Here is a 21783-nt window from a genome sequence, read left to right on the forward strand (position 1 = left end):
TCTCCCCGGCCGCGACGCCCACCGCCCCGTGCCTCCTCCTGCGCCCGCGGGGCGGACGTGGCAGCATCGCGCGTGGTCGCTGCGGACGATCCGGACGGAGGGGACGGGATGGGACTGGACGTCGACGGGGTCGAGCAGGAGGTCGCGACCGGGTCCCTCCCGGGGTGGGACCGCGTCGAGGAGCACGTGCGCGCGGCCCACGCGCGGTACCGCGCGCACGACGACGGTGCTGTCGCCGACTACATCCCCGTCCTCGCCGAGGCGGACCCGGCTCTGTTCGGGGTGTGCGTCGCCGAGTCGGGCGGGGCGGTCCACGCCGTGGGCGACGCCGACGTCGAGTTCTCCGTCCAGTCGATCTCCAAGGCGTTCGTCTACGCGCTCGTCTGCGAGGCCTACGGCCACGAGGGGGTGCTCGAACGGGTCGGGGTGGACAACACGGGCCTCGCCTTCAACTCGGTCATGGCGGTCGAGCTCCACGACGGCCACCCGCGCAACCCCATGGTCAACGCGGGCGCGCTCGCGACCACGGCGCTCATGCCCGGCTCGTCCTTCGCCGAGCAGTGGGAGAACGTGCGGACCGGCCTGTCCCGGTTCGCCGGTCGGCCGCTCGAGCTCGACGGGGTCGTGTACCGGTCGGAGTCGGCGACGAACATGCGCAACAAGGCGATCGCGCGGCTCCTGGAGAGCTACGGACGGATCGAGGTCGACCCGCTGGAGGTCGTCGACGTCTACACCAAGCAGTGCGCGCTGCGCGTGAGCGCGCGCGACCTCGCCGTCATGGGCGCGACCCTCGCGGACGGCGGGGTCAACCCGGTCACGGGCGAGCGCGTGGTCTCCGCGCAGGTGTGCCGGGACACGCTCGCGGTGCTCGCCGCGACGGGCATGTACGAGCGGTCCGGGGAGTGGCTGTTCGAGATCGGCCTGCCGGCCAAGTCCGGCGTGGCAGGGGGCATCGTCGCGGTCGCCCCCGGCAAGGGGGCGATCGGCACGTTCTCACCGCCGCTCGACCCGGCCGGGAACAGCGTGCGCGGCCAGCGTGCGACCGCGTACCTCTCGCGGACGCTCGGCCTCAACCTCTTCGCGTCCTCCCCGCACGTCCCCGTGACGACCACCCGCCCGACCGAGAGAAGGGACGCCGTCCTGTGAGCACCCGAGACGCCGTCGACGCCACCGCCGCACCGGCGACCGAGGACCGTCGGTCGTGGGTGCCGATGGTCGGCCTGTTCCTCGCCCAGGTCCTCATGTCGTTCAACGTCGCGGCGCTGCCCGTGTCGCTGGGCGGGATGGTGGAGGACTTCGGCGTCCCGCCGACCGTCGCGAGCACGACGATCGTCGTCTACGGCCTCGCGGTCGCCGCGCTCGTCATGACCGGGGCGAAGCTGGGGCAGCGGATCGGGTGGGTCGCGATCTTCCGGGTCGTCGTGGCGACGTTCGCCGGCTCGGCGCTGCTCATGATCCTCTCGCCGACCGTCGCGTGGGCCATCACGGGCCAGGCCGTCGCGGGCGCCTCGGCCGCGATCATCGTGCCCGCGCTCGTCGCCCTCATCGCGGAGAACTACCGCGGACCCCAGCAGGCGACGGCGATCGGCTCGCTCGGCTCGGCGCGTGCGGTGTCCGGCATGAGCGCGTTCTTCATCGGCGGCGCGCTCGGGACGCTCATCGGCTGGCGACCCACCTTCGGCATCGTCCTCGCGCTCGCCGTCGTCGTCTTCGTGCTCAGCTTCCGGCTCCGGTCCGACGCGGGCGACCCCGGCATCCGCATCGACCTCGTGGCCGCGGTGCTCATCGGCGCGGCCGTCGTGGCGCTCACCCTCGGCTTCAACAACCTCAACGCCTGGGGACTGTTCTTCGCCGCGCCGGGCGCCCCGTTCGACCTGGTCGGCGTCTCGCCCGCACCCGTGCTCGTCCTGCTCGGCATCGTGCTCGGGCAGGCGTTCTTCTGGTGGACGCGGCGCCGGACCGCCGCCGGCAAGGTCCCGCTCGTCGACCTGTCCGTCCTCGCACGGCCCAGCGAACGAGCGGCGGTCTACGCGATGTTCGTCGTGGTCGCCCTCGAGGCCGCGCTGAACTTCACCGTGCCGCTCTACATCCAGATCGTGCAGGGCCGCACGCCGTTCGACACGGCGCTCGCGATGATGCCGTTCAACCTCACCGTGTTCGTCACCGCGACGCTCGTCGTGCGCTTCTACCGGCGCTACCCGCCGCGCACGATCGGGGTCGTCGGCTTCACGCTGACGACCGCCGCGCTGCTCTGGCTGTCGTTCGTCGTGACGAACAACTGGGAGACGCTGCCCACGATCCTCGGCCTCGTCGTCTTCGGGATCGGCCAGGGTGCGCTCGTGACGCTCGTGTTCAACGTGCTCGTCACGGCGGCGCCCAAGACCCTCGCGGGCGACGTCGGCTCGATCCGCGGCACGACGCAGAACCTCGCCTCGGCGGTCGGCACGGCGCTCGCGGGCGCGCTGCTCGTGACGATCCTGTCGTTCAGCGTCGGGCGCGCCGTCGTCGAGCACCCCGAGCTGCCGCCGTCGCTCGTCGCCCAGGTCGACCTCGACACCGTCAACTTCGTGAGCAACGACGACCTGCGCACGGTCCTCGCGGGCACCGACGCGACGCCCGCCCAGGTGGACGCCGCCGTCGCGCTCAACGAGGACGCGCGCCTCGGGACGCTGAAGATCGGCCTCCTCGTCCTGGCCGCGGTCAGCGCGACGGCGATCCTCCCCGCGAGCCGCCTGCCGCGCTACCGGCCCGACGAGATCCCCGACCCCGCGCCCGCCCGGTAGCCCGCTACGCCTCGCGGCCTCCGGCGCCGTCAGGCCCGTCGGTGGAGCGGTGGGCACCGCGACCCGACTCCTGACCGGGGCCGCCGTCCCGGGTCTCGGCGCCCGCGGAGCGCCCGCCGCTCCGGCGCAGCGCACGGGCCTGCTCGACCGCCTCGTCGCGCTTGGCCGCCTTCTTGTCGCTCGCGCGCGTGTCCCGCGGCGGGAGCTGGAGGCGCTCCTCGGCCTCGAGCCCGCCCTGGAGCTCGCGGCTGCGCTCGACCTCCGCGTCGAGCTCGGCGCCGAGCAGGAGGGCGAGGTTCGTGATCCACAGCCAGAGCAGGAAGATGATGACGCCGGCGAGAGTCCCGTACGTCGCGCCGTAGCTGCTGAGGCCGCTGCCCAGGTAGAGCCCGAACGCGGCGGACGCCAGCGCCCACACGAGGATCGCGAGGAGCGCCCCGGGGCTGACCCACCGGAAGCGCGGCTGCTTCACGTTCGGCGTGAGGTGGTACAGCAGCGCGACGAGGACCACCACGAGCAGGAGCGCGACCGGCCACTTCACGACCTGCCACACGGCGATCGCGGTGTCCCCGAGGCCCACGAGCTCGCCCACCTGGCGCGCGATCGGTCCGGAGAGCACGAGGCTCGCGACGACGAGCGCCGCGAGAACCACCACGACGACCGTCACGCCGAGCATGACGGGCCGCAGCTTCCAGATCGGGCGCCCCTCCTCGACCTCGTAGATGCGGTTCATCGACCGGCTGAACGCCCCGACGTAGCCCGACGCGGACCACAGGGCCAGCACGACACCGATGACCAGCGCCCACCCGGCCTTGTCGGTGTCGGCGGCCTGCTCGACGAGCGGCTCGATCATGCTCAGCGTGGTGGACGGCACGACCCCCTCGACGCTCGTCAGGACCGAGTCGACCGCCTTCTCGCCGTCGCCCACGAGCCCGAGGATCGACACGAGCGCCAGGAGCGCGGGCGCGGAGGCGAGCACGGCGTAGTACGTGAGGGCCGCGGCGAGGTCGGTGCACTGGTCGTCCAGGAACTCGCGCACCGCGCCCTTGAGCGCGAACCCCCACGACGGCTTGTGCAGGTCGGTGGGGGAGCCCGGCTTGCGCTCGGCGTCGGGGGCAGGCCCGGCCTCGGCGTCCGCCGCGGTTTCGGACGCGCGGCGTCCGCTGCTGCTCTCGGTCATGGCGGCCTCCTCGGTGGGCGTCGCCTCGGCGCACGACGCTCGCGTCGGCGGACCGGCCTCGCGGCCCGTCCCGGACCCTCACCACGCTCGGGGCGCCCGGCTGCACCCGCAAGCCGGGGACGGTCAGTGCGAAGTGCCCGCACGCTCCCCGCTGTGCCAGGTGAAGGCGACGGCGTGGGGCGGGTCCTAGCGCGTGACGCGGCCCGCTCGGCGGTGAAGACGCCGACCGCGCGCTCCGGCGGGCCGGGACGGCGAGGGTCGTGACGAGCGGTGCGGTCGTCGCGGTCATGAGGTCCTCGCGACGGGTGCGTCCTGTCGACCGTGGCCCCGATGCGCGAGCAGGCAGCCGCGGCTACGGCGCGGCCGCGGTCGACCGCCGCTCGACCAGCGCGACGTCGATGCGGGTAACGCCGGTGGGTCGGTCGGCCAGCTCGTCGCGGGCTGCGTCCTGGGCGGGCCGCCGCGGTCGCGACGCACCGTCGTCGAGCGCGTCCAGGAGCAGGTCCGCCGCGGTGCGCCCCTTGAGCGCGGTGTCCTGCGCGACCGTCGTGAGCGGCGGGTCGACGTAGCGCGCGATCTCCGCGTCGTCGAACCCGACGACCGACACCTCGCCCGGCACACGGACCCCGGCCTGGGTCAGCCCGCGCGAGATCCCGGCGGCGAGGACGTCCGCCGTGGCGAACACCGCCGTCGCGCCGGGATGACTGGCCGCGACGCGCGCGGCCGCGTCGAGGCCGTCGTCGTACGTCGTGTTCGCCGGTACGACATGCAGCACGACGCCGTCCCCCGCCTCGCCACGGACCACGTCCTGCGCCGCTCGCTCCTCCCGGGTGTGACGGTCGGGCGCGCTCGGCTCGGCCGCGTCGGCCGGGTCGAGCCCGAGCCCCGCGCGGAAGCCGGCGAGGCGCTCGCGGACGACCTGGCTCGTCGTGCCCACGGGCCCGCACAGCACGACCTCGCGGTGACCCAGGGCGCGCAGGTGCTCGCCCGCGAGCCGCCCGCCCTCGAAGTCGTCGGCGCGCACGGTCGCGGCACCGGGGGCGTCCACGTAGGTGTCGACGACGACCGCGGGCACGCCCCGCGGCAGGTCGAGCGTCGCGAGCTCGTCGTCGGTGAACCCCATGACGACGATCCCGTCGAGGTTCCAGCGCTGGACGGAGTCGAGCACGTCGCGGTGGTGCGTGACGCCCCGCAGCATGAGGTGGTGGTCGCGCTCGCGCAGGCGCGCCTCGACGGCCCCGGCGACGGCGACGTCGTGCGGGCTGCCGAGCAGGCTGCCGCCGTCGGCGCGGTCGGGTAGCAGCAGGCCGACGAGGCGGGTGCGCCGCGCGGCGAGGCTCTGCGCCGGACCGTTGGGCACGTAGCCCCGCGCGGCGACGATGCGCTCGACCTCGCGGGCCGTCGCGGGGGAGACGCGGCCGAGGTTGCCGTTCACCACGTTGGAGACGGTCATGACGGACACGCCCGCCTCGCGGGCGATGTCCTTGAGCGTGACGCGGGCCATCGTCGGCGCGGCTCCTTCGGTCGTGGGCGGGGCGCGGGTCGGCCCGAGGGTCGACGGTAGCGGCGACGGCGTCCGGGCACCGTGACCAACTCGTGACCCGTCGGTCGCTTGACGCCGATCCTAAGCGCGTTTAGCGTTAAACGTATACCGCTAAACCTGCACTGCTCACGGTGGGGACGGCGACCGACGGGACGTACCGGCGGCGTCGAGGGGCAGCGCGTTCCCGACACCCAGCAGACGCGGGCATCATGGCCCGGAGTCCTCAGCGAGGAGAGACGATGAAGTCAGCAACCACGGTGGGCGCGGCTGCGCTCACCGGCGCCCTGGTCCTCACCCTGACCGCGTGCGGCACCGGCGACGACGCCGAGGGTGACGGCGCCGCCACCTCCGGCGCGGTCGAGATCGAGGTCTCGATCGACGCCGGCCTGGACGACGACGCACGAGCCAAGTTCGACGAGCGCGTCGCGCAGTTCGAGGAAGAGCACCCGGACATCACCGTCACGGCGCGCGAGTACACGTGGGAGGGCACGACCTTCGCCACCGAGCTCGCGGGCGGCACGCTCCCCGACGTCTTCACGATCCCGTTCACCGACGGCCGCGGGCTCATCGAGCGCGAGCAGATCGCCGACATCAGCGACCTCGTCGCCGAGCTCCCGTACGCGGAGGACTTCAACCCGAACGTCGCGCAGGCCGGCCAGGCCGCCGACGGCTCGATGTGGGCCGTGCCCATCGCCGCCTACAGCCAGGGCCTGCACTACAACCGCACGCTGTTCGAGCAGGCGGGGCTCGACCCCGACGACCCTCCGACCACGTGGGAGGAGGTCCGCGAGGACGCGAAGACCATCGCGGACGCCACCGGCGTCGCGGGCTACGCGACCATGACGTCGGGCAACACCGGGGGCTGGATCCTCACGACGCTCACCAACGCGTTCGGCGGCTCCGTCCAGGAGTTCGACGGCGAGACCGCGACGTCGACGATCGACACGCCCGAGCTCACCGAGGTGCTCGAGTACCTGCACGCGCTGCGGTGGGAGGACGACTCGATGGGCGCGAACTTCCTCTACGACTGGGGGAGCATCAACCAGGACTTCGCCGCGGGCCAGATCGGGATGTACGTCTCGGGCGGCGGCAACTACGGCAACCTCTTCACGCAGAACGCGATGAACCCGGACGACTACGGGCTCACCGTCATCCCGCTGGTCGGCGACGGCGGCGTCCTCGGCGGCGGCACGCTCGCCGCGGTGAGCGCGAAGGCCTCGCCCGAGGAGCAGGCGGCCGGCGTCGAGTGGATCGACTTCTACTACATGGAGAAGCTCACCGACGAGGCGGCGGCGAAGCTCGACGCGGAGACCGCCGTCGCGAACGACCAGCCGGTCGGCGCCCCGGAGCTCCCGGTCTTCGACGAGCAGACGTACCTCGAGTCGCGCGCCTGGACCGAGGAGTACGTCAACGTGCCGGTGGACCAGATGAGCTCCTACACGGAGAACATCTTCGACCAGCCGGTCGTCCCCGAGCCCGCACGCTCGACGCAGGAGATCTACGCGCTGCTCGACCCGGTGGTCCAGGCCGTGCTCACCGACGAGGACGCGGACATCGACGCGCTCGTCGCCCAGGTGCAAGAGCAGGCCCAGGCGCTCCTCGACGCCGCTCAGGGCTGACGCCCACCGCCGAACCCGGGGTTGCTGCACTGCACCCCCCGGTGCCGAACCCGCCCGTATCCCCGGGTTCGGCCGCTCCCCGGTCCAGAACCCCGGGTTCGGCTTTTCGCCCGACGGCCCCCTCGGGTGAGCGCCCCGACAGACCACCACCAGCCCGCCCGTCCGCCCTGCGGTCGAAGGAGATCGTCGTGCACCGAACCTGGCCCACCTCCACCCTCGCTGAGGGCATGAAATGGGCACGCTCGCGTCGTTCCGACAGGGCCCATTCCATGCCCACAGCGGGGGCTGTGGTCGCCGCGCTCGTCGGGGCCGCGCTGGTCGCCGGGCCCGCGGCGGCGGAGCCCGCCGTCGCTCCCGCCCTGCCGACCGAGGTCGCCCCGGCAGTCACCGCCACGCTGCCGATCGAGCTCGAGGCGGAGGATGCGGTGCTCGTCGGGGGCGCGGGCGTCAACGACAACCACCTCGGGTTCTCCGGGACCGGGTTCGTCGACGGGTTCGTCATCGACCACACCGGGACCGCGAGCGTGACGTTCACGCTCGACGTCCCGGAGGCCGGCGAGTACGGCCTCAACCTCCGGTACGCGAACGGGCTCGGTTCCGACATGACGCTCTCGCAGGTCGTCGTGCACGACGACGCGGTCGAGGACCGGCAGGTCACCCTGCCCTCCGCGGTGGGGGCGTCGTGGAGCACGTGGTTCGTGCACCAGGAGGTCGTGTCGCTCGACGCGGGCGAGCAGACCGTCGTCTACCGCTTCGACGCCGACGACACGGGCAACGTCAACCTCGACGCGATCGCGCTGACGTCGGTCGGCGACCTCTCAGTACCCGGCGGCGGCGCGACCCAGCCCGGCACGGAGCCGGGCTCCGGCCCGGACACGCGGTACGACGACGTCGCGGACGTCCTTCGCACCACCGCTCCACGTGCGGGGCAGCAGTACGAGGCCGAGAGCGCGTTCACCGCGAACGGCGCAACCGCCGGGGTGGAGGGCGTCGATCTGGCCGCACCCCGTGCGCGCCTCGTCGTCGCGGTGGACGCGGCGAAGGCCGGCGACCAGACCGTGACGTTCCGGTACCGCAACAGCACCGGCGCCGACCAGGACGTGGTCCTCGCGGTGGACGGGCAGCCCGTCGGGCGTCTCGTCCTGGCCTCGCGCGAGCGCTGGGGCGACGTCGCGGTGACCCTCCCGCTCCGCGCCAGGCTGGGCAGCGTCGAGCTGCGCCGCACGGGCGCCCAGGGGGACGCGTCCGCTCAGGGTGCGCCGGCGCCGTCGGGCCTGGAGATCGACCGCGTGACGCTGCAGCGCGGCGAACCGTTCGCGGACCGCGGCGCGTCCACGCCCGCGACGACGTACGAGGCCGAGCACGGCCGCACGACCGGCGAGGTGCTCGCGCCGAGCCGCGCGTTCCGCACGGTCGCGGCCGAGGCGTCCGGCCGACAGGCCGTCACGCTCGACCGCACCGGCGAGCGGGTCGAGTGGACCCTCACGGAGCCGGCGAACGCGATCGTGCTGCGCGCGTCGGTCCCGGACTCGGCCGACGGGACCGGCCAGGACGGCTCGCTCGGCGTCTACGCGGGCGGGCGCAAGGTCGCCGACGTCGACGTCACCTCGCGCTACTCCCACGTCTACGGCGGCTACCCGTACGGCAACGACCCGACGCAGGGCGGGACGCAGCGGTTCTTCGACGAGACGCGCGTCGTCCTCCCGCGCGAGCTGAAGGTCGGAACGACGCTGCGCCTCCAGCGCGACAGCGCCTCCGCCGACCTCCCGTACACCGTCGACCTCGTCGAGACCGAGGTCGCGCCCGCGCCGCTCACGGCACCTCTCGGTTTCGTGGACGTGCGCGACCACGGCGCCACGGACGACTCCTCCACGGACTCGTCCACAGCCACCCCGACCGACGACACCGCCGCGTTCGTCGCTGCGGTCGCCGCGGCGCGCGAGGCCGGGACGGGGGTGTGGGTCCCACCGGGCCGCTTCACGCTGACCGACCGCGTGCGCGTGCACGACGTCACGGTCCGCGGCGCAGGGCCCTGGTACTCCGTGGTCGCGGGCCGCGACGGCAAGGGAGGGTTCTACGCGCAGGGGTCCGGCGTGACGGTCGCGGATCTCATGGTCGACGGCGACGTCCGGTACCGCGACGACGCCCGGTTCGACGCGGCGCTCGAGGGCAGCTTCGGGCAGGGCTCGTTCGTCCAGAACGTGTGGGTCAGGCACACGAAGGTCGGCCTCTGGGCCGACACCGGCACCGACGGGCTGTACGCGCTCGGGCTCCGCGTGCGGGACACGTTCGCCGACGGCGTCCACCTGCACGGTCGGGTCACGGACACGCGCGTCGAGCACACGACGGTGCGCAACACCGGCGACGACGCGATGGCGATGTGGTCCTCGGGCGGCGCGGTGACGCGCTCGTCGTTCGTGCGCAGCACGGTCACGAGCCCGCTGCTCGGCAACGGCGCCGCGATCTACGGCGGCGACTCGAACAGCGTCTCGGGGCTCGTCGTGCGCGACACGCTCACCGCCGCCGCGGGTGTCGCGGTGAGCACGCGCTTCAACCCCGTGCCCTTCTCGGGGACCACGGTCGTCGAGGACAGCACGCTGATCCGCACCGGCGGGTGGGAGCCCAACTGGAGCACGTCGTTCGGGGGCATCTGGGTGTTCGCGGACACGAGCCACATCACGACGCCCGTCGTGATCCGCGGCACCCAGATCCTCGACTCGACGTACGAGGGGCTCCTGGTGAGCGGCAGCCACTGGGTGAACGACCTGCGGGTCAGTGACACCAGGATCGAGCGGACCGGCTCGTACGGCGTCGCCGCGCGCCTCGGCGGTGACCATCGGTTCTCCGACGTCCGCGTCTCGGGCGTCACCTCGCAGCCCGACGGCGACCACCACCTGTGGGGCACCGTCCACGACGAGGGCGGCAACTACGGCCTCCTCGAGAACGCGCCCGCAACGTGCTCGGTCGGGGCAGGGACGCTCACCGTCGGGGGCACGACGCTCACGACCGTGCGCGTCACCAACACCGGCACCGAGCCGCTGGATGGCTGGGAGCTCGCGTGGTACGCGAGGCCGGACGACGTCGTGGCCACGGGGATCGGCGTCACCGTCGCGCAGGACGGCACGCGGGTCACGGCCTCGGGACGGACCGCGCTGCGCCCGGGGCGCAGCACGACGTTCGTCGTGCTCGGCACCACGCACGTCCCCGGCCTGGGAGCCGGCCCGGCGTTCGACGCCGCCACGCTCGACGGCCTCGCGTGCGGGGTGACCCGCCCGTGACCTGAGCCCCGCCCCGCCACGACCACCCCCGAACCCGCACCGACAGGAACTGCCGCACATGACCTTCCCGCCCCGCCTCGCCACCAGCCCCGTCGCCCGCCCCGGGGCGACGATCCTCGGCGACCAGTACCGGATCACGGTGCTCGCCGACGGGTTGGTGCGCCTCGAGCGCGCGGAGGACGGCGTGTTCGAGGACCGCGCCTCGGCGTTCGCGCTGCACCGCGACCTGCCGGTGCCGGACTTTCGGGTGACCCGGCCCGGCACCGGGCCCGCGGACGGGGTCGAGATCGTCACGGACCGGCTGCGCCTGCGGTACGACGGGGGGCCGTTCAGCGCGAGCGGGCTCAGCGTCGAGGTGCTCGGCGCGCACTCGGCCTACCACGGGGTGTGGCGGTACGGGCAGCGCGGGCCGGGCGTCCCGGCGACGGCCGTCCCCGTGGAGCCCGACGCCGTCGGGAACGGGCCGGGCAACCTCGGCGGGACGGCGCGCACGCTCGACGAGGCGGACGGCCCGGTCCCGCTGGGCCCCGGGGTCGTCTCGCGCGACGGCTGGGCCGTGATCGACGACTCGGCCGGCCTCGTCCTGGACGACGACGGCTGGGTCGCTCCGCGCGACGGGTCGCGCCAGGACCTCTACATCTTCGCGTACGGGCACGACTACCGGGCCGCGCTCCGGGCGCTGTACGCGCTGTCCGGGCCGCAGCCGGTGCTGCCCCGGTACGCGCTCGGCACGTGGTGGAGCAGGTTCCACCGGTACTCGGCCGACTCCTACGCCGAGCTCGTGCGGCGCTTCCGTCGCGAGGGCGTCCCGCTGTCGGTCGCGGTGCTCGACATGGACTGGCACGTGACCGACGTCGACCCCCGGCACGGGAGCGGCTGGACCGGGTACTCCTGGAACCGCGACCTCTTCCCCGACCCGGCGGCGTTCCTGCGGTCGCTGCACGACGACGGCCTGCGCGTCACGCTCAACGTGCACCCTGCCGACGGGGTCCGGGCGTTCGAGGACGCCTACCCGGCGATGGCGGAGGCGCTCGGGCTCGACCCGGAGAGCGGCGAGCCGGTCGCGTTCGACGCGACCGACCGCGACTTCCTGCGCGCCTACGTCGAGGTGCTGCACCGCGGGCTCGAGCGCGACGGCGTCGACTTCTGGTGGGTCGACTGGCAGCAGGGCGCCGTCTCGCGCGTACCCGGGATCGATCCGCTGTGGATGCTCAACCACGTGCACTACCTCGACAACGCGGGTGAAGCGTCGCGCGCCGCCGCGAGCCGGGCGACGCGGGCCCTGACCTTCTCCCGGTACGCCGGTCCGGGGAGCCACCGCTACCCGGTCGGTTTCTCGGGGGACTCGGTCATCTCGTGGGAGACGCTCGACTTCCAGCCGTACTTCACCGCGACCGCGAGCAACATCGGGTACGGGTGGTGGAGCCACGACGTCGGCGGCCATATGCACGGCACCAAGGACGACGAGCTCGCGACGCGGTGGGTGCAGCTCGGCGTCTTCTCGCCGATCCTGCGCCTGCACTCGGCGGGGAACCCGTTCACGCGCAAGGAGCCGTGGACGTTCGGCCCCGAGGCCCGCGACGCGCAGGTCGCGGCGCTGCGCCTGCGCCACCGCTTGCTGCCGTACCTGCACACGATGAACGTCCGCGCCGCGCGCGCTGGCGTCCCCCTCGTCCAGCCGCTCTACCACGAGTGGCCCGAGGCTCCCGAGGCCTACAGGGCACGCAACCAGTACCTCTTCGGTTCCGAGCTCGTCGTCGCGCCGATCACCGCCCCGGCGGATCGCGCCTCCGGAACCGCCGCGGTGCGCGCGTGGCTCCCGGAGGGCACGTGGGTCGACCTGCTCGGCGGGCTCGTCTACGACGGCGGCCGGGAGGTCTGGCTGCATCGCGACCTCGCGAGCATCCCCGTCCTCGCGCGCACCGGCGCGGTCGTGCCGCTCGACGGCGCGACCGTCCCGGGCAACGGCGTCGTGCACCCCGAGCACGTCGAGGTGCTCGTCGTCGTCGGGTCCGACGGCGCGCTCGACCTCGTCGAGGACGCGGAGGGCCTCCCGTCGGGTGGCCTCCCCGGCGGGCTGCTCCGGGAGACCCCGGGGGACCCCGCCCACGAGGCGCGCACGCCGATGACGTTCGACCAGGCGGCGGGCCGCGCCGCCGTCGGGCCCGTCCAGGGCGACGTCCGCGTGGTCCCCGCGGCGCGGCGCTGGACGCTGACGTTCCCGGCGCTCGGGGGCCTGCGTGCCCCCGCCGACGTCGCGCCCGTCGTCACGGTCGACGGCACGCCTGCCGACGCTCTCGTCGAGCGCGACGACCACGGGCTGCACGTCACGGTCGAGGCAGTCGCACCGACGTCCCGCCTCGTCGTCGACCTCGGTCACGACCCCCGCCTCGCGGACAACGACGTCGCGGCCCGCGTGTTCACCGCGCTCGACCGCGCTCGCGTCCCCTACGACGACAAGGAGCGCGCCCACCGCGTGCTCACGGCGGACCGGCCCCTGTCGGTGCGCGTGTCGCACCTGCACGCGCTCGGACTGCCGCGCGCGCTCGAGTCCGCGCTCACCGAGATCCTCCTGGCCCGCGCGCCAGGGCAGCACGTCGCCGGCGGGGACGTCCTCATCGGTCTGTCGGAAGCCGTCCGACCGGCCTGAGGGTCCATCGGGGTGCCGCGCCGTTCGTGCTGGGGCGGCGCGGCACCCGGACGAGCGCCGCCGCGCCCCGTCGTGGTCGTCATGCGTTCTGCGTGACGACCCCGCGCCGTGGCGTCGTCATGCTGGCGGGGAGGGGTGATCGGGCAGGGGACAGGCGCGATGGGACCCCGGCCGGGCCCGGGTCGGAAGGGTGGGTGGTCGGCGTGGACCATGCGGAGGTGCTCCGGCGGCTCACGATCAACGACGAGCGCGTCGCCGACGGCGCGGCGCTCGGGGACGACGCGCTGTCCGGGCGCGACCGTGCCCTGGTGCGGATCGCGGCCGCGGTCGCCGTCGGCGCGTCGGTCCCCACGTACGGCGCCGAGATCGACGCCGCGGTCGAGGCCGGGATCGACCCGGCGGAGGTGGTGGGCGTCCTCGCGGCGGTCGTGCCGGTCGTCGGGCTGCCGACGGTCGTGGCGGCCGCGCCGCGGGTCGCGCTCGCCCTGGGCCTGGAACCCGTCGAGGGGTGGGACGACGCCGACGCCGCCGCGGACGACGCGTCGGCGGAGGGCGCGCCCCGGCGCCCCGGGTGATTTCCCCCGCTCCGGTTGAGGGCCTGAGGGGCCGCTCCTAGGCTGCTCGCGTGTCCGACGGGAGCCGTCAGGCGGTCACCGCGCGACCGGATCTCAGCACCGCGCTGCTCGCGGGCAAGGTCGAGCCTCCGGTGCCGCGCCGGGGTGCGGTCTCCCGGCGCGGGCTCGTCGAGCGCGCGCGGCGCGACGGCGCCCGGGTCGTCGTGGTGACGGCTCCCCCGGGGTACGGCAAGACGACCATGCTCGCGGAGTGGGCGAGCGTCGAGGACCGCGCGGTCGCGTGGGCCAGCCTCGACCGGCTCGACGACGACCCCGGCGCCCTGCTCACGCTCCTCGCGCTCGCGTGCGCGCGCGTGTCGCCCGAGGTCGCCGCGGTCGCGGCCGAGATGCGCGGCACGGGCGCGGCGATGCTCGGCCGGTCGGCCCCGCTGCTCGCGTCGGCGCTCGCGCGCACGGGCACGCCGTTCGTCCTGTTCGTCGACGACCTCCACGAGGCGGGCTCGGCATCCTGCCGGGACGCGCTCGAGATCGTGCTCGGCGGCGTCCCGCGGGGGTCGCAGGTCGTCGTCGCGAGCCGTCGTGCCCCGGGGTACGACGCGCGACGCCGCGTGGAGGGCGACCTCGTCGAGGTCGGCCCCGACGACCTGCGGGTCGACGCCGACGGCGCGCGCGAGATCTTCCGCGCGGCCGGGGTCGTCTCGGACGAGGCGCTGGACCGTGTGGTCGAGCGGTGCGAGGGCTGGCCGACGGGCGTCTTCCTCTGCGCGCTGCTCGTGCGCGAGGGCGAGGACCCGTCGTCCCTCACGGGGACCGACCGGTTCGTCGCCGACTACCTGTACCGCGAGTGCATGACCCTCCTCCCCGCGCGGACCCAGCACTTCCTGCGGGCCACGGCCGTCCTCGACCAGCTCTCGGCGGCGACGTGCGACGCACTGCTCGGCACCACGGACGCCGCGGAGCGGCTGCGCGAGCTGGAGGACGCGAGCCTGTTCCTGGTCCCGCTCGACCACCACCGCGGCTGGTTCCGCTACCACGCGCTGTTCCGCGAGTTCCTGCTCGCGGAGCTCGACCGGGTCGAGCCCGACGCCGTCGCGCCGCTCCACCGGCGCGCCGCCGCGTGGCACGTCGAGGAGGGGCTGGAGGCCCGCGCGGTCGAGCACCTCCTCGCGGCGGGCGACGTCGAGGAGGCGGCCGTCCTCGTCGGGCGCCTCGCGCTGCCGACGTACCAGGACGGTGGGGTGGCCGTCGTGACGCGCTGGCTCGACACGCTCGGCGACGCCGTGGTCGAGGCCTTCCCCGAGCTCACGGTGGTCGCCGCGTGGCGCGCGCTGCTGCTCGGCGAGTCCCCGGCGGCCGAGCGGTGGGCCGCCGTGCTGGAGGGCTTCGACGCCGACCTCCTCCCCGACGAGGACCGGGTCGCGCTCGAGTCCGCCCGGTGCCAGGTGCGGGCCGCCATGTGCGCCGACGGGCCGGAGGCGTCCCTCGCGTGCGCGGCCTACGCCGTCGAGCACGAGCCCGCGTGGAGCCCGTGGCGCGACCAGGCGCTGCACCTCCTCGGCTCCGCGCACCTGCTCGTGGGCGACCGGGACGCGGCGCGCGAGGCGTTCGTCGAGGCCGTGGCGTGCGGGACCGAGGCGGGGAACCCGGACTCCGTGCTGCTCAGCGAGGCGGAGCTGGGGATCCTCGCGATCGACGACGGTCGGTGGGACGACGCCGAACGGCACGCGCGTGTCGCGGTCGCCACGGTCGACGACCACCACATGGAGGGCTACTCGACCACGGCCATCGCCTTCGCCGTGCGTGCCCGCGTCGCCGCGCACCGGGGCGAGCGCACCGCGGCGGAGCGGTTCGTCGCCCGCGGGATGCGGGCGCGCGTGCCGTGCACGTACGTCATGCCGTACCTCGCGCTGCGCGTCCGGCTCCAGCTCGGCTACGCGTGCCTCGCCCTCGGGGACCGCACGACGGCGACCCACCTCGCCGCCGAGGCGGCCGAGCTGCTGCGCCGCCGCCCCCGTGTGGGGCTCCTGGTGGGCGAGGTCGCCGCGTTCCGGGCCCGGCTCGAGACCGTCGCCGCGACGCGCGGAGCCCCGCCGCTCACCCCGGCCGAGCTCCGCCTCCTGCCGTACCTCCAGACCCACCTCACGATGGCCGAGATCGGCCGTCGGCTCTTCGTCTCCCGCAACACCGTGAGCACGCAGGTCGGCGCGATCTACCGCAAGCTCGGCGCCACGACGCGCGGCGCCGCCGTGGAGCGTGCCGTGACCCTCGGCCTCCTCGGGAGCTAGGTCGCCGAGGAGGAAGCGCGTGCCCCCGGCGCCCGATTCCCGGGCCCCCACATTATGGTGAGGCTTTCCTTTCTTGCCTTTCCATCAATGGTGTTCGGCAAGGCTCTGCTTGCTTGAATCAATGCGAATCATCGATAAACATGTTTGGCATGAGCCGCATTTTCTCTGCTGCGCGCGCCTTTCCGTACGTGACCGCGACCCTCGCCGTGATCGCCGTCGCGGGCGTGCTGTCGGCGGTGCGGCCCGAGGCCGTGCCGTGGGTGCTGGGCGTCTACGCGGGCGCGATGGCGCTGCGGGCCGCGGTCGCGATGGTCGCGGAGCTGCGCTCGGGGACCTTCGGCGTCGACATCCTCGCGGTGACGGCGATCGGGTCGACGATCGCGGTGGGGGAGTTCTGGGCGGCCGCCGTCATCGTGCTCATGCTCACCGGCGGCGAGGCCCTGGAGGAGTACGCGTCGGGCCGGGCGCGCAAGGACCTGACCTCGCTCGTGTCCAACGCCCCGCGCACCGCGCACCTCCTCACCGCCGACGAGACCGTGCGCGACGTCGACGTCGCCGACGTCGAGGTGGGCGAGCGGGTCCTGGTCCGCGCGCACGAGATCGTGCCGCTCGACGGCGTCCTCGTGTCCGACGCGGGGGTCTTCGACGACGCGTCGCTCACCGGGGAGTCGCTGCCGCAGGAGCGCGTCGCGGGGGACACCGTGTACTCGGGGGCGATCAACGGCGCGGGCGCCGTGACGATCCGGGTCGCCCGGCGCGCCGCGGACTCGCAGTACCAGCGGATCGTCGCGCTCGTCGAGGAGGCCGCGGCGAGCCGCGCCCCGATGGTGCGCCTCGCCGACCGCTACGCGCTCCCGTTCACGGCGCTCGCGCTCGCGATCGCGGGGATCGCCTGGTGGGTCTCGGGCGACCCGCTCCGGTTCGCCCAGGTGCTCGTCGTGGCGACGCCCTGCCCCCTGATCATCGGCGCGCCGGTGGCGTTCATGGCGGGCATGAGCCGTGCGGCCCGCCGGGGCGCGATCATCCGGTCCAGCGCGACGCTGGAGAAGCTGCACCGGGCGGCGGCCTTCGCCTTCGACAAGACCGGCACCCTCACCCGAGGCACGCCCGCGCTGACCGACGTGCGACCCGCGGGGGACCTCGACGCGGGCACGCTGGTGCGCCTGACCGCCGGGGCCGAGCAGGCCTCCGTCCACGTGCTCGCCGACGCGATCGTGCGGGGCGCGACCGCCCGCGGCGTCGCGCTGCCGGTGCCGCAGGACGTCACCGAGACGACGGCCGGTGGTGTGACCGCGACCGTCGACGGCGTCCGCGTCGTCGTCGGCAAGCGGACGTTCGTGGCCGAGCAGGGCGGGGTGGACGTGCCCGCGCCCGGGCTCGCTCCGGGCGAGCTCGCGGTCCACGTCGCGGTCGACGGTGCCTACGCCGGGTGCCTCGTCCTGCGCGACGAGGTGCGCGCCGACGCCGCCGAGACGGTGGCCGGCCTGCGTGCGCGCGGCATCGGCCACGTCCTCATGGTCACGGGCGACGAGGAGGCGACGGCCCGCGCCGTCGCCGACCAGGTCGGCATCGACGACGTCCGTGCCGGGTGCCTGCCCGCGGACAAGGTCGCGGCCGTGCGCGGCGTGCCCGAGCGGCCCGTGGTCATGGTCGGGGACGGCGTCAACGACGCCCCGGTGCTCGCCGCGGCCGACGTCGGCATCGCCATGGCCGCCCGCGGCTCGAGCGCCGCGACCGAGTCCGCCGACGTCGTCATCCTTCCCGACGAGGTCGGGCGCGTGGCCGAGACGCTGGAGATCGGGCGCCGCACCGTCGACGTCGCCCGCCAGAGCATCTGGATCGGGATCGCCGTGAGCGTCGCCCTCATGCTCGTCGCGACCACGGGTGCTCTGCCGGCGGTGGTGGGCGCGTGGCTCCAGGAGGCCGTCGACGTCCTCGCGATCGCCTGGGCGCTGCGTGCGGCCGGCCGTACCGTCCGGCTCCCTCGCCTGCGCCGGAGCCGGTCCGCGGCAGCAGAGGCAGCCCCGGCACCGAGCCCACGACCAGCGACGAGAGCGCGCACGGCAGCCTGACGGGCGGCTAGAACCGGCCGAAGAACGCCCGCAGCTCGTGGGCGTAGACCTCGGGCTGCTCGAACGGGGCGAAGTGCCCGCCGCGCGACGGCTCGGTCGCGTACACGGTGTGCGCGACGCGGTCGAGCCACGCACGCGGGGGCCGGACGACGTCGCCCGCGAACACGGAGAACCCGGACGGCACGTCGACGTAGCGGGCGAGCTGCTCGCGGGGGATCGCGGCGTTCGCCCGGTAGGCGCGGACGCCGGACCCGACGTTCGCGGCCGCCCAGTGCTCGGTGAGGAGGTCGAGGACCTCGTCCCGCGTGTACACCGACTCGAGGTCGCCCCCGCAGTCGCTCCACGACCGCAGCTTCTCGACGACCCACGCCGCGAGACCGGCGGGGGAGTCGGTGAGGCCGACCGTGAGCGACTGCGGCTTGGTGGCCTGCACGGCGGCGTAGCCGCCCTCGGCCGTGCGCCACCGCGCGCTCTCCTCCAGCCAGTCGCGCTCCTGGGGCGTGAGGGACGCGGGGTCGCCCGTGAACACGGGCAGCCCGGCGTCGGTGCGGTGCACCGCGATCACCCGGTCGGGGAAGTCGAGCGCGAGGAACCGGGCGACGTGGCTGCCCATGTCTCCGCCCGCGACGAGGAACCGGTCGTAGCCGAGGGCGGTCATGAGCTCCGCCCACAGGGCGGCGACCGTCCGGTTGTCCGGGGCCGGGCCGGAGGGGACGTCGGAGAACCCGAAGCCGGGCATGTCGGGGACGACGAGGTCGAAGGTGCGTCGACCCGCCTCACCCGGGGCCGCGGGTTCGCCCGCGTCGGTCAGGAGCGGCACGACCTTGCGGTACCGCCACGCCGAGTCGGGCCAGCCGTGCGCGAGCAGGAGCGGGAGCGGGGACGGGTCGCCAGGACGCGGGCTCGCGAGCGCGTGGAGGAGGTGGACGCGGGTGCCGTCGATCGAGGCGCGCCGGCTCGGGAGCGCGGAGAGCCGTGCCTGGTGCGCGGCGAAGTCGAAGCCGTCGGCCCAGTACGCGACGAGGTCGCGCAGGTACGCGACGTCGGTGCCGGCGTCCCACCCGAGCCCGTCCGGGGCGTCGACCCACCGGGTCGCGCGGAGGCGGGACCGGAGGTCCGCGACCACCGCCTCGGAGATCCGCGGGGTGTAGTCCTCCAGGTCGGTCACGAGGTGCGCCATGCGACCGAGGTTAGCCGGGCCCGGAGCGCGGGAGCGTCGTTCGCGCGATCTGCGTGATGCCCTGCCCGTGGTGGCGGACCTACGGTCGAGAGCGCCGTCCGTGAGGTCCTGGACAGACAGGAGAAGTCGATGAGTGACGAGCCCCGCCGTACGGTCGTCGGACCGCCGCTGCCCGCCGAGCGATCGCTGCCGTTCCCGCCCCGTCGGTCCGGCAGCGTCGCCGGACGCACGATCCAGGAGTCCACGTACTCTCCGCGCCCGCCCGAGCGGCACCTGCCCGCGGACGCCCCGAACGTCGTCGTGATCCTCATCGACGACGCCGGGCCCGCGCTCCCGACGACGCTGGGCGGCGCCGTGCGCACCCCGACGCTCGACCGGGTCCGCGCGAACGGCATCGGGTACAACCGGTTCCACACCACCGCGATGTGCTCCCCGACGCGCGCGTCCCTGCTCACCGGGCGCAACCACCACCGGGTCGGCAACGGGCAGATCGCGGAGCTCGCGAACGACTGGGACGGCTACTCCGGGCACATCCCGAAGAGCAGCGCGACGATCGCCGAGGTGCTGCGCCAGTACGGCTACGCGACCGGAGCGTGGGGCAAGTGGCACAACACCCCGGCGGAGGAGACGACGGCGGCCGGCCCGTTCGACCGCTGGCCCACCGGGTACGGGTTCGAGTACTTCTACGGCTTCCTCGCGGGCGAGGCGTCGCAGTACGAGCCGCACCTGGTGCGCAACACGACCCCGACGCTCCCGCCGAAGACCCCGGAGGAGGGGTACCACCTCAGCGAGGACATCGCCGACGACGCGATGCGCTGGCTCCGCGACCACAAGGCGAACGCGCCGGACAAGCCGTTCTTCGTCTACTGGGCGACCGGCGCGCTGCACGGGCCGCACCACATCATGAAGGAGTGGGCGGACCGGTACGCCGGGGCGTTCGACGACGGCTGGGACGTCTACCGGGAGCGGGCGCTCGCGGGCGCGAAGGCGGCGGGCTGGGTGCCCGAGGACGCCGAGCTCACGCCGCGTCCGGACGGTCTCGCCGGGTGGGACGACATCCCCGACGACCAGAAGGCGTTCCAGGCGCGGCTCATGGAGGTCGCGGCCGGGTTCGGCGAGCACGCGGACGTGCAGGCCGGCCGGCTGCTCGACGAGGTCGAGCGGCTGGGGTACGCGGACGACACGATCGTCGTCTACATCTGGGGCGACAACGGGTCGTCGGGCGAGGGGCAGAACGGGACGATCAGCGAGCTGCTGGCCCAGAACGGCATCCCCTCGACGGTCGAGCAGCACCTCGCCGCGCTCGAGGAGCTCGGCGGGCTCGACGCCCTCGGCACCCCGGCGACGGACAACCAGTACCACGCCGCGTGGGCGTGGGCCGGGTCGTCGCCGTACCAGGGCATGAAGCTCCTCGCGTCCCACCTGGGCGGCACGCGCAACCCGATGTTCGTGAGCTGGCCCGGTCGCATCGAGCCGGACCCCGTGCCGCGCACGCAGTTCCACCACGTCGTCGACCTCGTGCCGACGATCTACGAGATCCTCGGCATCTCCCACCCCGAGACGGTGAACGGCGTCCCGCAGGACCCGATCGACGGGACGAGCTTCGCGTACTCGATCGACGACGCCGGTGCCGAGGGCCGTCGTCGGACGCAGTACTTCGAGATCATGGGCAGCCGGTCGATCTACGCCGACGGCTGGATGGCCTCGGCGACCGGTCCGCGCCTGCCGTGGGTGCAGGGGATGCCGGCCGGGATCCGGACCTGGACCCCGGACGACGACCCCTGGGAGCTCTACCACCTCGACGAGGACTGGAGCCAGGCGCACGACCTCGCCGCGCAGCACCCCGAGAAGCTCGCCCAGCTCAAGGAGCTGTTCGCGATCGAGGCCGCACGCAACGACGTCCTGCCCGTGGGCGGCGGCCTGTGGGTCCCGGCGATGCACCCCGAGGACCGGATCAGCCCGCCGTACACGGAGTGGGACCTGTCCGGGGACACGGTGCGCGTCCCGGAGTTCTGCGCGCCCGCGCTGGGCAACCGCCCCAACCGGGTCGAGATCCGGCTCTCCGTGCCCGACGCCGCGAACGGCGTCCTCTACAAGCTCGGGGGAGCGGGCGGCGGGCTCACGTGCTTCCTCCTCGACGGCGTCCTCACGTACGAGTACAACCTGTTCCTCATCCAGCGGACCGTCGTCCGGTCGAGCGCACCGCTCGCGGCCGGCGACCACACGGTGGAGGTCGTGACGACGTACGTCGAGCCGCGGCCCGGCGGTCCGCTCGAGGTCGTCCTCCGCGTCGACGGCGCCGACGTCGGCTCGGGCACGGTGCCCGTGAGCGCGCCGCTGCTGTTCTCCGCGAACGACTGCCTCGACGTCGGGCGCGCGTACGGCGGCGCGGTGTCACGAGCGTACGCGGACCGCATGCCGTTCGCGCTCGACGGACGCATCGACGCCGTGCACGTGGAGTACCTGCTGCCCGCGACCGACGGGACGGACCGGTAGGCGCCGGGCGGCGCGGCCGGTCGGGAGTTCACTCGTTCTGGGTGAGGACGCGGCCGACGGCGACGACGAGCCTGAGGACACACCCGCGCACGGCGCGCGGGACGGACGCGGAGAGGACGCGA

The 21783-nt window shown here is 74.3% G+C and carries 12 protein-coding genes; 9 read left to right on the forward strand and 3 right to left on the reverse strand.

Translation table 11 applies throughout. The features are described 5' to 3' along the window. The first annotated feature begins 108 nt into the window (after window positions 1–108). Together glsA and NHH00_RS10030 are read left to right on the forward strand one after the other, a co-directional pair. On the forward strand, window positions 109–1146 hold the full coding sequence (glsA, locus tag NHH00_RS10025) for a glutaminase A (RefSeq protein WP_253051703.1): 1038 nt from the start codon (window positions 109–111) through the stop codon (window positions 1144–1146). Beyond that, window positions 1143–2783 carry an MFS transporter gene (locus NHH00_RS10030; protein ID WP_253051704.1) on the forward strand — a complete coding sequence of 547 codons (1641 nt, stop codon included), beginning with the start codon at window positions 1143–1145 and terminating at the stop codon, window positions 2781–2783. Before glsA ends, NHH00_RS10030 begins: the two co-directional genes overlap by 4 nt. Window positions 2784–2787: 4 nt before the next feature. On the opposite strand, the gene NHH00_RS10035 is transcribed toward NHH00_RS10030, so the two are convergent. Both NHH00_RS10035 and NHH00_RS10040 read right to left on the reverse strand, forming a co-directional pair. Beyond that, complete coding sequence (locus NHH00_RS10035) at window positions 2788–3963, reverse strand: YihY/virulence factor BrkB family protein (protein WP_253051705.1); 1176 nt, start codon at window positions 3961–3963, stop codon at window positions 2788–2790. 352 nt (window positions 3964–4315) lie between these two features. Further along, entirely contained in the window at window positions 4316–5467 is a 1152-nt protein-coding gene (locus NHH00_RS10040) for a LacI family DNA-binding transcriptional regulator (RefSeq protein ID WP_253051706.1), read from the reverse strand. Between the two features lie 278 nt (window positions 5468–5745). On the opposite strand from NHH00_RS10040, the gene NHH00_RS10045 reads away from it, so the two are divergent. The 6 genes from NHH00_RS10045 (at window position 5746) to NHH00_RS10070 (ending at window position 17985) form a co-directional block, all read left to right on the forward strand. Beyond that, a complete protein-coding gene (locus NHH00_RS10045; protein WP_253051707.1) occupies window positions 5746–7125 on the forward strand; it encodes an ABC transporter substrate-binding protein in 1380 nt (459 codons plus the stop codon). A gap of 269 nt (window positions 7126–7394) precedes the next feature. Beyond that, on the forward strand, window positions 7395–10403 hold the full coding sequence (locus NHH00_RS10050; RefSeq protein WP_253051708.1) for a CBM35 domain-containing protein: 3009 nt from the start codon (window positions 7395–7397) through the stop codon (window positions 10401–10403). Window positions 10404–10461: 58 nt separating this feature from the next. Then, complete coding sequence (locus NHH00_RS10055) at window positions 10462–13053, forward strand: glycoside hydrolase family 31 protein (protein WP_253051709.1); 2592 nt, start codon at window positions 10462–10464, stop codon at window positions 13051–13053. A 203-nt stretch (window positions 13054–13256) separates the two neighbouring features. After that, window positions 13257–13628, forward strand: coding sequence for a carboxymuconolactone decarboxylase family protein (locus NHH00_RS10060; protein ID WP_253051710.1), 372 nt, complete (start codon window positions 13257–13259; stop codon window positions 13626–13628). A 50-nt stretch (window positions 13629–13678) separates the two neighbouring features. Further along, on the forward strand, window positions 13679–15913 hold the full coding sequence (locus NHH00_RS10065; protein WP_253051711.1) for an AAA family ATPase: 2235 nt from the start codon (window positions 13679–13681) through the stop codon (window positions 15911–15913). Between the two features lie 149 nt (window positions 15914–16062). Further along, complete coding sequence (locus tag NHH00_RS10070; protein ID WP_253051712.1) at window positions 16063–17985, forward strand: heavy metal translocating P-type ATPase; 1923 nt, start codon at window positions 16063–16065, stop codon at window positions 17983–17985. 7 nt (window positions 17986–17992) lie between these two features. On the opposite strand, the gene NHH00_RS10075 is transcribed toward NHH00_RS10070, so the two are convergent. Beyond that, complete coding sequence (locus NHH00_RS10075; protein WP_253051713.1) at window positions 17993–19165, reverse strand: epoxide hydrolase family protein; 1173 nt, start codon at window positions 19163–19165, stop codon at window positions 17993–17995. A gap of 129 nt (window positions 19166–19294) precedes the next feature. On the opposite strand from NHH00_RS10075, the gene NHH00_RS10080 reads away from it, so the two are divergent. Beyond that, the gene (locus NHH00_RS10080; RefSeq protein WP_253051714.1) at window positions 19295–21661 is read left to right on the forward strand and encodes an arylsulfatase; all 2367 of its coding nucleotides are present in this window, start codon (window positions 19295–19297) and stop codon (window positions 21659–21661) included. The last annotated feature ends 122 nt before the right edge of the window (window positions 21662–21783 follow it).

This window comes from Cellulosimicrobium cellulans, from assembly GCF_024124905.1.
GTDB classification, from domain to species: domain Bacteria; phylum Actinomycetota; class Actinomycetes; order Actinomycetales; family Cellulomonadaceae; genus Cellulosimicrobium; species Cellulosimicrobium cellulans_G.